Raw genomic sequence first — 12177 nt, forward strand, 5'->3', positions numbered from 1 at the left:
GTCCGCCCTCACGGGATCACGGAGTGAGTGGCGCGACCTGGCCGCTGGTCAGCTTCCGGTAGGCGTACACCAGGAACAGTTCCGCGACTGGCACGGCGACGATCGCGCCGATACCGCAGACCACTGCACCGACGACCACGATGACGCCGATGATCAGCCAGACAAGGAGCACCTGCCCGAAGTTCGCCTTCGCCAGCGCGAAACTCGCCTTGATCGCATCCACCGGCGCCTCGTTGCGGTCGACGATCATCACCGTCGTGAAGAGCGTGAACAACGAGATCACCAAGCTGAAGATGAAGCAGAAACTGAGGATCGATGACACGAGGCCGATGAGCAAGCTGGCCAGCAAGACACTGCCGACGTTGCGGGGCTTGAAGAAAGACCCGATCGTCACGGGTTGGCCGTTGGCTATGTCCAACAGTCCGGCGTAGTACGCCGACGAGATCGCCCCCACCACAACGAATGTCACCACACTGCCCAGGAAGATGGCGACATAGCTGGCGGAACCAAATCCGGAAGACACCGCATAGCTGAAGCCGTAGTCACCCGAGTCGTAGGAGCTGACAGACTCAGGCGCCAGAACATTGGCGAGTATGCCGACGACAACGATCACCGCGACAACGATCAGCCCATAGACCAGCGTCGCGACGATGAGCGGTACGGCGTTCTTGCTGAACTTGTTCCATGCCCACGAGAATGCCTCGCCGATGTCCACCTGTTGACCGCCCCCATGGGACCCGGGGGGTTGCCCGTAGCCACCTTGCGGTGGATAGCCTCCCTGCGGGCTGCCGTAGCCCGGCTGCGGCGGAGGTGGGTAGCCGCCCTGCGGCGGCGGATAGCCAGCTGGCGGGGGCGGCGGGTAACCACCCTGCGGCGGAGGCGGATAGCCTCCCTGCGGCCCGCCGTAGCCCGGCTGCGGCGGAGGCGGGTAGCCGGCTGGCGGGGGCGGTGGGTAGCCACCTTGCGGGGGCGGCGGATAGCCGCCCTGCGGAGGCGGCGGCGGCGGGTAACCATCCTGCGGAGGAGGCGGATAGCCGCCGTCAGATGGCGGCGGGGGCGGGTTGGTCATGTTCGACACACCTTTCGGCTGAATTCGGACCGGGCCCGCTGATCGCGATCCCGTTGATGGCTATACATATAACGCGGTGAACGGGGCTATCGGCAGATTGCGAACGACGAACCACGCGGACACCAGGACCAGTGCCACGACGGCGGCCCACCGTTGGTGTTGCCAACTGACGATCCTTCGGTTGACCATGCGCCCGTACGTCCAAGCTCCGAAAGCCCAGAGCAGGAACAACACCGACACCAGCCCGAGGGCGTTGAAGCGGGCTGCGCCGAGAATGTCCCCGTGCAGAAGGCAGAAGATCATTCGGAGGCTTCCGCAACCCGGGCAGTCGATCCCCAACAACGCCTTGGTTGGACACACCGGCAGCGGTCCGCCCGTCGACATCGGATCGCCCAACCAGACTGCGCCGCACACCAACCCGGCTGCCACCGCTACGCCGAGCGGGGCGCCGAGTGGTGTGAGCGCCGCCGATCGGCGCGTATCCAACATCGACTCGTGGGATTACGAAGAGAACGCGCTGGCGCCGACGACCAACGAGAAGATCAGGTAGACGACGCCGACTACGACACCCGCGATGACCCCCCAGATGGCGAACTTCTTGGCGTCGTCCGCCGCCTGCTGAGCCTCGGCATAGCGACCCTGCCCCCACAGCCCGGAAACCTGCGCGGCCTTGATGATCGACACGATGCCCAGCGGAAGACAGCAGAGCACGGTGACCAGGATTCCCCACACCAGGTTGTTGTCGGGCTGGTTGGTGGGCGGGCCGCCGTAACCGCCGTAGCCGCCTGGCCCACCCGGTCCGGGAGGGGGCGGCGGGGGGTAGTTGCCTGGAGGCGGCGGGGGGTAGTTGCCAGGAGGTGGTGGCGGCGGATACTCGGTCATGGACGCCTTTCGGTCATCATTAGCTGAGTCTGAGCGGTGTTACCCTACCTGAGAATTGGCTCGTGAAGACGGCCATAAAGCGAACTTCGCCATCCGGATCGACGCCCGCCGAAGAGCGGAATGATTGCCCTTGCTAAGGGGTTTCGGGCGCCGACCCGTCGGCACCCCGACCTACAGCACTCCTACCGGCGGATATTTCCGTCGGACAAGAAGCCGAGCAAGTCGTGGCGGGTAAGCACGCCAACGGGTTTACCCTCCTCGACCACCATCACGGCGTCGATTTCACGCAGTGTCTTCGCCGCCGTGCTGACGAGTTCACCGGCTCCAATGAGCGGCAGAGCGGGACTCATGTGTTGCGAAACGGCGTCTGCGAGCTTTGCTCGGCCCTCGAATACTGCCGAAAGAAGCTCACGCTCCGAAACACTTCCAGCCACCTCACCGGCCATCACCGGGGGCTCCGCGCCGACCACCGGCATCTGCGAGACGCCGTACTCGCGCAGGATTCCGATGGCGTCGCGAACGGTCTCCGACGGGTGGGTGTGCACCAGGTCCGGCAGCGCACCGGACTTTCTCCGCAACACGTCGCCGACCGTCGACTGTTCGATCGAACCGTCGAGCCGGTCGCGCAGGAAGCCGTAGGACGACATCCAGGCATCGCTGAAAACCTTTGAGAGATAGCCTCTCCCACCGTCGGGCAGCAGGACCACGACGACGGCGTCCGGTCCGGCCTGCTCGGCGACGCGAATGGCGGCCACCACCGCCATCCCGCACGAACCGCCGACCAGCAGCGCCTCCTCGCGGGCCAGGCGCCGAGTCATCTCGAATGAGTCGGCATCGGACACCGCGATGATGCCGTCGGTGACGGTCGGGTCATAGGCCGACGGCCAGAAATCCTCCCCGACACCCTCGACGAGGTACGGCCTGCCCGTACCACCCGAATACACCGACCCCTCCGGATCCGCGCCGATGATCTTTACCGCTCCGCCGGACACCTCCTTGAGGTAGCGCCCCGCGCCGGTGATCGTGCCGCCGGTGCCCACTCCGGCGACGAAGTGCGTGACCTTGCCGTCGGTGTCGGCCCAGATCTCCGGACCCGTCGTCTCGTAGTGACTCGCAGGGCCGTTCGGGTTGGAGTACTGGTCGGGCTTCCAGGCGCCGTCGATCTCCTTCACCAACCGGTCGGACACGCTGTAGTAGCTGTCGGGATGATCGGGCGGCACCGCAGTCGGGGACACTACGACGTCGGCACCGTAGGCGCGCAGCACGTTTCGCTTGTCCTCGCTGACCTTGTCCGGGCATACGAAGATGCACTTGTACCCGCGCTGCTGCGCCACCAGCGCAAGGCCGACACCCGTGTTCCCCGACGTGGGTTCGACGATCGTGCCGCCCGGCTTCAGCTCGCCGCTGGCCTCGGCGGCGTCGATCATCTTGATCGCGATGCGGTCCTTCGAGCTGCCACCGGGGTTGAGGTATTCGATCTTGGCCGCCACCAGGCCTGAACCGTCGGGCACGACGGAGTTCAACCGAACGAGAGGCGTGTTGCCTATGAGCTCACTGACATGACCTGCGATTCGCATGCATACATCGTGTCAGGCGCACGTACGGGTTACCAGGTGGCCTCTCGGATGTAGTCGCCGATCTGCTTCAGCGACCTCGTCGCCTCCTTGACGGTGGGCGCCGCAAGCTGGAAGACGTGCATCTGACCGGGCCACACCCGGATTTCCACGGGCACGCCGGCCGCGGCGAGCATGTGCGCGGCCTTTCGCGCGTCGTTGAGCAGAACCTCGGATCCGGATACGTGAATGAGGGTGCGTGGCAGCCCCGGCTCGATGTGGTCGAGCGGCTCGAACACCTGCTCGGGTTCGCCGTCGACGACGTGGCGCTTGGCTGCGGCCTCGATCAGCTCGACAAGGGCCTCGAACGCCCTCGGCGGGAACATGGCGTCGGATTCGATGTTGGGGTGCTGGGCTCGCCCCTCGTTGTCGATCTCGAACAGCGGCGACATGGTGACCACGGCCGCGGGCAGCTCGCCATCGAACTGCAGCCGCTCGGCCAGCGCCAGTGAGAGGTAACCGCCTGCCGAGTCGCCGGCGAGCACGATCTGCTCCGGCTCGTATCCCTTGAGCCGCAACCACTGGTAGGCGTCATAACAGTCATCGATCGCCTGCCCGATCGAATGCTTGGGAATCATCCGGTAGTTGACGACCAGTGCCGGACTGTCGGCGAACCGCGACAACGCAGTCACCAGCCGGCCATGCGAGTTGGCGCCGCAGGTCAGAAAGGCCCCACCGTGCAGATAGAGGATGACGCTGCGCTTCCCGTCGGCAGGCAGGACGCCTGCCGCCCTGACCAGCTGCGCCGTGCAGTTCGGGAGGGCGATGGTGGCGCGGACCGTCCCTGGCGCGGGGCGCATGACTCGTGACACGAAATCGACCAGCCCGAACGGCCACGGCATCCGCGGAACGTGGGCGCCGACGCCAAGTGTTGGCTTGATCGTCATCATCGCGGCCAGAGCAAACAACCGGCCGGCGATGCTGGGGCCGTCCTCGACCACTTCGACGGGGGCCCCGTCACTGACCGGAAATCTGCGTACTTTACGTGCTCTAGCAGCACTTATGCTAGAGCCGGCAGACCTCGATACCTTACTCGGTGCGGTCATCGCCACCACTTCCTACGCCGTTGTAGTACCCGGTTAACGGCTAAGCTCAGCCAACTGGGTAACTTAGCTTGACACCTTACTGAAGGTTCAACAATCCGAGAATCCAAACTCGTACCGGACTTGATACCGCAATGTGACCGCTGGAGGTTCCCCGCCACGCGGAGACCCGCGAGATCCGCCCTTAAACTGATCGCGTGGTCATTCGTGCGCCGCGTCGATCGACTATTGCCTTGGCGGCAGCCGCCACGGTCGCGTCGACCGGTTCGGCATATGTCGGGGCCAGGAATCTGCTGCACGTCCAGGCCGACCAGGCCCGCCAGGTCATCCCAAAGTCATGGGACGTCCCCCCACGCGCCGACGGCGTCTACGTGCCCGGTGGCGGAGCATGTGAGAAATGGCATCGCGGCGTGCCGTTCGACCTCCATCTGATGATCTTCGGTGACTCGACCGCCACCGGCTACGGCTGCACCGTCGCCGACGAGGTGCCTGGGGTGCTGATCGCGCGCGGGCTCGCCGAACAGTCGGGCAAACGCATCCGATTGAGCACCAAGGCGATCGTCGGCGCTACCTCGAAGGGCCTCTCCGGCCAGATCGACGCGATGTACGTCGCAGGACCTCCGCCCGACGCCGCCGTCGTCATGATCGGCGCCAATGACGTGACGGCGGTCAACGGCATCGGGCCGTCGGCGCGCCGTCTTGGCGCAGCCGTTCGTCGGCTGCGGGGCAGCGGCACCGTCGTCGTGGTGGGAACCTGCCCCGACTTCGGCATCATCACCGCGATCCCGCAGCCACTTCGCCTGGTAGCCCGCACGATCGGGCTGCGTCTGGCACGCGCGCAGACTGCGGCCGTCCGCGCCGCCGGTGGCGTTCCCGTGCCGTTCTCGAACCTGCTTTCCCCTGAATTCCAGAGGGCACCCGAGGTGCTGTTCTCCCCCGACATGTTCCATCCGTCCGCGGCTGGGTACGCGCTGGCCGCCAAGCAGCTATTGCCCGCGCTGTGCACGGCACTGGGCGAATGGACGGCCGATTCCGACGTCGAGCCCGCGTTGCGGTCGCGGACGGGCACCGAGACCGTTTCGGCACGTCTCGGCGGGATCACGCGGCTGTGGCGCCGCACGACGGGTGTACCCGCGCCGATCGTCGCCTCGGTCACGGGCTAGGTTCGCTACAAGCTTTCACCGCTGCCAGAAGCCACGAGAAGCCATTGATCTAGGAGGCCGTCATGCCCGAAGCCGTCATCGTCGCAACCGCCCGCTCGCCAATCGGGCGCGCGGTCAAGGGATCTCTTGCCACCATTCGTCCGGACGACTTGGCCGCCCAGATGGTGCGCGCCGTTCTGGACAAGGTGCCGTCACTCGATCCGCGAGACATCGACGACCTGATGATGGGCTGCGCGCAGCCCGCAGGTGAGGCCGGATACAACATCGCGCGCGCCGTGGCCGTCGAACTCGGCTACGACTTCTTGCCCGGCACGACGGTGAACCGCTACTGCTCGTCGTCGCTGCAGACCACGCGCATGGCGTTCCACGCGATCAAGGCCGGCGAAGGCGACGTGTTCATCTCGGCGGGTGTCGAGACGGTGTCGCGGTTCGGCGTCGGCGCTGCCGATGGCGCACCCAACAGCAAGAACGCACTGTTCGCGGAGGCGCAGGAGCGCACCGTGGCCCAGAGCGCAGGCGCCGACGAGTGGCACGACCCCCGGGCCGACGGCAACATCCCCGACGTCTACATCGCGATGGGCCAGACCGCCGAGAACGTCGCGCTGTTCACCGGCATCAGCCGTGAGGACCAGGACCACTGGGGCGTGCGCAGCCAGAACCGCGCCGAGGAGGCCATCAACAGCGGCTTCTTCGCGCGCGAGATCGTTCCGGTGACGTTGCCGGATGGAACCACCGTCTCGACGGATGACGGCCCTCGGGCCGGGACCACCTACGAGAAGATCAGCCAGCTCAAGCCGGTGTTCCGTCCGAACGGCACCATCACGGCGGGTAACGCGTGTCCGCTGAACGACGGTGCGGCGGCCGTGGTCATCATGAGCGACACCAAGGCCAAGGAACTCGGCCTCACCCCGCTGGCGCGCATCGTGTCCACGGGAGTGAGCGGGCTGTCGCCGGAGGTCATGGGCCTGGGTCCCATCGAGGCGATCAAGAAGGCGCTTGGCAAGGCTGGCAAGCAGATCTCCGACATCGACCTGGTCGAGATCAACGAGGCGTTCGCCGTGCAGGTGATCGGTTCGGCGCGCGAGCTCGGCATCGACGAGGACCGGCTGAACGTGTCCGGCGGGGCAATCGCCCTTGGCCATCCGTTCGGCATGACGGGCGCCCGGATCACGGCCACGCTGCTGAACAACCTCAAGACGCAGGACAAGACGTTTGGCATCGAGTCGATGTGCGTCGGCGGCGGCCAGGGTATGGCGATGGTCGTGGAGCGGCTCAGCTAGCTTCTCATCCGTTGAGATAGCGCTGGCAGTCCGATCCCACGCAAATTCTGACTGTCAGCGCTATGTCAATGCCCATGCCCGCTCTACGCGGCGCAGAACGTCGGTTTCGCGTTCGCCTGCGGTCACCCGAATGTGCTTCCACCGAAGGTGGGCAACGTATTCCGAGCGGATGATGTCCTTGCGCCAGCGAGGCTTTTCCCGATGGTCGTCACCGTCGTACTCCACGGCGATGAGCTCGTCCTCCCATCCCATGTCGAGCCGGTAGATGGGAAAGCCGTCGGGCCCGAGGAGCGGAATCTGCGTCTGCGGCCGCGGATAGCCGGCACGGATGAGCAGTAGCCGCAGCCACGTCTCCTTCGGAGATTCCGCACCGGCGTCGACGAGGTCCAGGACGCGGTCGATCCGACGCAACCCCCTGACATGCGGATGCCTTTCAGCGATTTCCAACACGTCCGCTGCCTTGAAATGGGTTGCGCGAGCCAGTGCGTCGAGCCGGGCGACGGCATTGCCGATGGAGCCGCGGCGGGCAAGGTCGTATGCAGTGCGCTCGGCGTACGTCAGTGGCAAGCCACCGCGCACAGTCGTTTCACCGTCCAGCAGGGTGTCTCGACGCGTCACGACGCCGGTAGCCGCCCGGTTGTTGGCCCAGATCAGTTCGACCGGCGTGTCGACGTCAACCCACTTCGCGCCCAAGAGCGCCGAGGCCGCGGCTCCCGCGATGACACCCTCTCGCCGCGTCCACAACCAGCTGGCGGTGATCCGCTCGCGCAGATTGGGTTCCGCGGCCAACGAGCCATAGACGTCGGGTAGTAGCCGCCGGTAGCGGCGCCTGAGGTCGTTCGCGCCGAGTTCGCCCGCGGCGACCGCCTCGCTACCGATGAAGATGGAATCCACCATCGCAAGATGCCGTCGGCGCGACCGATGCCGCCGAATCCATCCACAGCCCCGTTGACATAGCGCTGGCAGTCGAAAATCGCGGCGTGCGCGACTGTGAGCGCTACCTCAACGCCGTACCCAGGCAAAGAGAAAGCCCGGCACACGTGGTGCCGGGCTCTCGGGTAGGGCTGCTGCTAGTCGCTCTGGAAATAACTCAGCAGCCGCAGGATTTCGAGGTACAGCCAGACCAACGTCACGGTCAGGCCGAGCGCGATGCCCCAGCCGGCCTTCGAAGGAACACCGGCACGGACCATCTGGTCGGCCGCATCGAAGTCGATGAGGAAGCTGAACGCCGCGAGCGCGATGCACAGCAGTGAGAAGCCGATGGCGATGGGACCGCCGCTGCGCAGTCCGAAGCCCTCGCCGCCACCGACGCCGAAGAAGCCGAGAACCACGTTCAGGAGCATCAGTGCCAGCACACCGAAGAGCCCGGCGACGATCATGCGGGTGAACTTCGGCGTCACGCGGATGGCACCGGTCTTGTAGACGACCAGCATGCCGAAGAACACGCCGAGCGTCCCCACGATGGCCTGCGCGATCATGCCGACGCCACCCGTGGAGTACAGGTTGGCGATGATGAACGAGACCGCGCCGAGGAACAGACCCTCGAGCGCCGCGTAGCTCAACACGATCGCCGGGTTGTCCTGCTTGCGACCGAAGGTGGCGACGAGCACCAGCGCGAGCCCACCGAGCGCCCCGACCAGGGTGAACGGCGTCGCAAGGGCGATGTTGCCCTGCACCAGGAAGTAGGAGACCGCGGCGACCGCCGTCAGCACGGCGAGTGTGATGCCGGTCTTGGTGACGACGTCGTCGATGGTCAGCGGCCGGGAGGCCTTCTGATCTGTATACGGCTGGGTCGTGTACGGCTCAGCCTGCACCGCCTGCGCACCGTAGCCGGCGGCACCGGTACCGAATTGGGCATATCCGCCCTGCTGCTTGGGCAGGGAACGGAATACCGGGTTGCTGCTCTCGCGCACCGTCGGTTCCTCTCGTGTGCTGTGGTTCGCCGGGGTGGCGAACTTTGACGAACATTGGATCAACGTGCGGCGACTCCGACCAGTTCCCGACCGGGTCGCCGAAACTGTGAACTTCTTGGGAAAGGCTACCCGTGTCGGGCCCGACTCGGGCAAGGCTCTAGATTTGCATCCCGTGGCAGAAAACGAGGACATCCTAGTAAATGTCGGGCACGGCGTTGGTCGGTTGACGTTGAACCGTCCGAAGGCGATCAACTCGCTCAACCACGACATGGTCACCGGCCTCCAGCAGGCACTCACCGCGTGGGAGGCGGACGAGTCGGTCCACACCGTGCTGGTGTCTGGCGCGGGTGAACGCGGTCTGTGCGCAGGCGGCGACGTCATTGCGATTCACCAGAGCGCCAAGGGCGACGGCAGCGCCGCACGCTCGTTCTGGTGGGACGAATATCTACTCAACGCTCACATCGGCCGATACCCCAAGCCGTACGTCGCGATCATGGACGGCATCGTGATGGGAGGCGGCGTCGGCGTCGGCGCCCACGGCAGCGTCCGGGTCGTCACCGAGACCACCAAGATGGGGATGCCCGAAGTCGGCATCGGATTCATCCCCGATGTCGGCGGCACCTATCTCCTGTCGCGGGCGCCCGGCCGCCTTGGCCTGCACGCCGCGCTGACCGGCGCACCGTTCTCGGGCGCCGACGCCATCGCGATGGGCTTCGCCGATCACTACGTGCCCCACGATCAACTCGGGGCGTTCACCGACGCGGTCGTCGAGGACGGCGTCGACGCGGCGGTCTCCGCGCACGCCATCGAACCGCCAGCGAGTGCCCTTCTGAAGCAACGGCACTGGATCGACGAGTGCTACGCGGGTCAGACGGTCGTCGACGTCATCGCCGAACTGCGCGGGCACGACGCCGGTCCGGCGAATGACGCCGCCAACCAGATCGCCACCCGCTCCCCCATCGCGCTGGCGGTAGCGCTCGAGTCAGTGCGGCGGGCGGCGGACCTGGATTCGTTGAAAGCCGCCCTTCACCAGGAATACCGGACCTCGTGCGCAGCGCTACGCTCACACGACTTCATGGAGGGCATCCGTGCGCAACTCATCGACAAGGACCGCAACCCCAAGTGGTCGCCATCCACGCTCGCGTTGTGCACCGTCGACGACGTCGAGGCCTACTTCGCGCCGGCCGATCCTGATCTGACATTCCCCGAATAGCCGAATAGGAGAAGCCATGATTTCCCGAAGACGACAACGAGTGAGGATCGCAGCGAGGCACGAGCGAGGACCGGAGCGAGAAGGAGTCGAGCAGTGAACTACGAAACCATCCTGGCCACCCGCGAAGGCCGTGTCGGGACCATCACCCTGAACCGGCCCAAGGCGCTGAACGCGCTCAACAGCCAGGTCATGACCGAACTCACCACCGCCGCAGCGGAATTCGACGACGACGCCGGTATCGGCGCGATAGTCGTCACGGGTAACGCGAAGGCCTTCGCGGCGGGTGCCGACATCAAGGAGATGGCTGACCTGTCGTTCGCCGACGTCTTCTCGGCCGATTTCTTCGCGACGTGGTCCAAGTTCGCGGCCACCCGCACCCCCACCATCGCCGCAGTGGCCGGATACGCACTTGGCGGTGGCTGCGAACTCGCGATGATGTGCGACATCCTCATCGCCGCCGACAGCGCCAAGTTCGGTCAGCCCGAGATCAAGCTCGGCGTCCTGCCCGGAATGGGTGGCTCGCAGCGACTGACCCGCGCCATCGGCAAGGCCAAGGCGATGGACCTCATCTTGACCGGACGCACCATCGACGCCGCCGAGGCCGACCGCAGCGGCCTGGTGTCCCGCGTCGTCCCGGCAGACTCCCTGCTGGACGAGGCAAACGCCGTCGCGGCCACCATCGCCGGGATGTCGCTGTCCGCCTCGCGGATGGCCAAGGAGGCCGTCAACCGGGCCTTCGAATCCACGCTCGCCGAGGGCCTTCTCTACGAGCGGCGGCTGTTCCACTCGGCATTCGCCACCGACGACCAGACCGAGGGCATGGCGGCCTTCACCGAGAAGCGCCCAGCCAACTTCACGCACCGTTAAAGTGCTCTGGTGACCGACACGGACACCAAGACCGACGGCACGGGCGATCCCGAATCGAAACCGACCGAGCCGGACGACGCAGTCGAACCCGAGCCTGCGCCGGACCAGCCGAAGCCGGACTGGTGGCTTCGGCATTACACGTTCTTCGGTACCGCCGTGGGCCTGGTGTTCATCTGGCTGTCCATGACGCCGTCGCTGCTTCCGCGCGGCCCCCTTTTCCAGGGCCTCGTCAGCGGTGCGGCCGGCGCCTTGGGCTACGGCTTCGGCGTCTTCGGCGTGTGGCTGGTGCGCTACCTGCGATCGAAGAACACCAGCCCCTCGGCCCCGCGCTGCGCCTGGATCGCCCTGGTCGTGGTGGGCCTGATCGGACAGACGCTTGCGATCGTCTGGTTTCACGTGTGGCAGGACGACGTTCGCGACTTCATGGGCGTGCCGCGGCTCGACTTCTGGGACCATCCGCTCACGGCCGTGTTGGCCATCGTGTTCCTGTTCGCCTTCGTCGAAATCGGTCAGCTCGTAGGCAAATTGGTGCGCTATCTCATTCGCCTACTGGATCACGTTGCGCCACCGCGAGTTTCGGCGGTCGTCGTGGTCGCACTGCTCCTCGTCCTGAGCATCGCACTACTCAACGGCATCGTGGTGCGCGCGGTGATGAGCACGCTCAACAACACCTTCGAGTCGGTCAACAACGAGGAGGATCCTGACAACCCGGCTCCCACGACGCCGCTGCGTTCGGGCGGACCCCAGTCCTTCGTCAGCTGGGAGTCGCTTGGCCATCAGGGACGTGTCTTCGTCGGCGGCGGTCCGTCGGTCGAGGACCTCGAGAAGTTCAACGGCGCCAAGGCAGTCGAACCCATCCGCGCGTACGCCGGACTGAACTCGGCCGATTCCATCAAGGCCGCCGCCGAGCTGGCGGCGCAGGAGTTGCTGCGGACCGGCGGCCTCAACCGCAAGGTCGTAGCCGTCGCCAACACCACCGGCACCGGCTGGATCAACGAGGCCGAGGCCTCCGCGCTCGAGTACATGTACAACGGCGACACCGCGATCGTGTCGATGCAGTATTCGTTCCTGCCGAGCTGGCTGTCGTTCCTCGTCGACAAGGAGAATGCCCGCCAGTCGAGCCAGGCTCTCTTC

Annotated in this window: 12 protein-coding genes; 5 read left to right on the forward strand and 7 right to left on the reverse strand. The window is 65.9% G+C overall.

The features are described 5' to 3' along the window. Positions 1–16: 16 nt before the first annotated feature. From ACRDUX_RS06550 to ACRDUX_RS06570, 5 genes are all read right to left on the reverse strand, one after another. Positions 17–1069, reverse strand: a complete 1053-nt coding sequence (locus tag ACRDUX_RS06550; RefSeq protein WP_526412152.1) for a hypothetical protein — start codon at positions 1067–1069, stop codon at positions 17–19. Between the two features lie 60 nt (positions 1070–1129). Beyond that, positions 1130–1555: a DUF2752 domain-containing protein gene (locus ACRDUX_RS06555; protein WP_526412173.1), complete on the reverse strand. Its 426-nt coding sequence runs from the start codon at positions 1553–1555 to the stop codon at positions 1130–1132. 15 nt (positions 1556–1570) lie between these two features. Beyond that, a complete protein-coding gene (locus ACRDUX_RS06560; protein ID WP_526412154.1) occupies positions 1571–1951 on the reverse strand; it encodes a CD225/dispanin family protein in 381 nt (126 codons plus the stop codon). A 182-nt stretch (positions 1952–2133) separates the two neighbouring features. Then, positions 2134–3528, reverse strand: coding sequence for a cystathionine beta-synthase (locus ACRDUX_RS06565; protein ID WP_526412156.1), 1395 nt, complete (start codon positions 3526–3528; stop codon positions 2134–2136). Positions 3529–3557: 29 nt separating this feature from the next. Continuing rightward, on the reverse strand, positions 3558–4610 hold the full coding sequence (locus ACRDUX_RS06570) for an alpha/beta hydrolase (protein WP_526412158.1): 1053 nt from the start codon (positions 4608–4610) through the stop codon (positions 3558–3560). Between the two features lie 194 nt (positions 4611–4804). Here ACRDUX_RS06570 and ACRDUX_RS06575 point away from each other — a divergent pair, with 194 nt between their 5' ends. Together ACRDUX_RS06575 and ACRDUX_RS06580 are read left to right on the forward strand one after the other, a co-directional pair. Further along, positions 4805–5770 (forward strand): SGNH/GDSL hydrolase family protein, encoded by a 966-nt coding sequence (locus ACRDUX_RS06575; protein ID WP_526412160.1) that lies wholly within the window; start codon positions 4805–4807, stop codon positions 5768–5770. A 62-nt stretch (positions 5771–5832) separates the two neighbouring features. Continuing rightward, entirely contained in the window at positions 5833–7050 is a 1218-nt protein-coding gene (locus ACRDUX_RS06580) for an acetyl-CoA C-acetyltransferase (RefSeq protein WP_526412161.1), read from the forward strand. A 60-nt stretch (positions 7051–7110) separates the two neighbouring features. On the opposite strand, the gene ACRDUX_RS06585 is transcribed toward ACRDUX_RS06580, so the two are convergent. Both ACRDUX_RS06585 and ACRDUX_RS06590 read right to left on the reverse strand, forming a co-directional pair. Further along, the gene (locus ACRDUX_RS06585; RefSeq protein ID WP_526412163.1) at positions 7111–7947 is read right to left on the reverse strand and encodes a putative endonuclease domain-containing protein; all 837 of its coding nucleotides are present in this window, start codon (positions 7945–7947) and stop codon (positions 7111–7113) included. Between the two features lie 173 nt (positions 7948–8120). Beyond that, positions 8121–8963, reverse strand: coding sequence for a Bax inhibitor-1/YccA family protein (locus ACRDUX_RS06590; RefSeq protein ID WP_526412165.1), 843 nt, complete (start codon positions 8961–8963; stop codon positions 8121–8123). Positions 8964–9135: 172 nt separating this feature from the next. Here ACRDUX_RS06590 and ACRDUX_RS06595 point away from each other — a divergent pair, with 172 nt between their 5' ends. The 3 genes from ACRDUX_RS06595 to ACRDUX_RS06605 form a co-directional block, all read left to right on the forward strand. Further along, positions 9136–10176, forward strand: a complete 1041-nt coding sequence (locus ACRDUX_RS06595; protein ID WP_526412167.1) for a 3-hydroxyisobutyryl-CoA hydrolase — start codon at positions 9136–9138, stop codon at positions 10174–10176. A 93-nt stretch (positions 10177–10269) separates the two neighbouring features. Then, positions 10270–11043: an enoyl-CoA hydratase gene (locus tag ACRDUX_RS06600; RefSeq protein ID WP_526412169.1), complete on the forward strand. Its 774-nt coding sequence runs from the start codon at positions 10270–10272 to the stop codon at positions 11041–11043. A 9-nt stretch (positions 11044–11052) separates the two neighbouring features. Then, the coding region (locus tag ACRDUX_RS06605; RefSeq protein ID WP_526412171.1) for an alpha/beta-hydrolase N-terminal domain-containing protein at positions 11053–12177 on the forward strand (1125 nt) is incomplete at its 3' end.

The organism is Mycobacterium sp., from assembly GCF_050701675.1.
In the GTDB taxonomy this organism is placed as follows: domain Bacteria; phylum Actinomycetota; class Actinomycetes; order Mycobacteriales; family Mycobacteriaceae; genus Mycobacterium.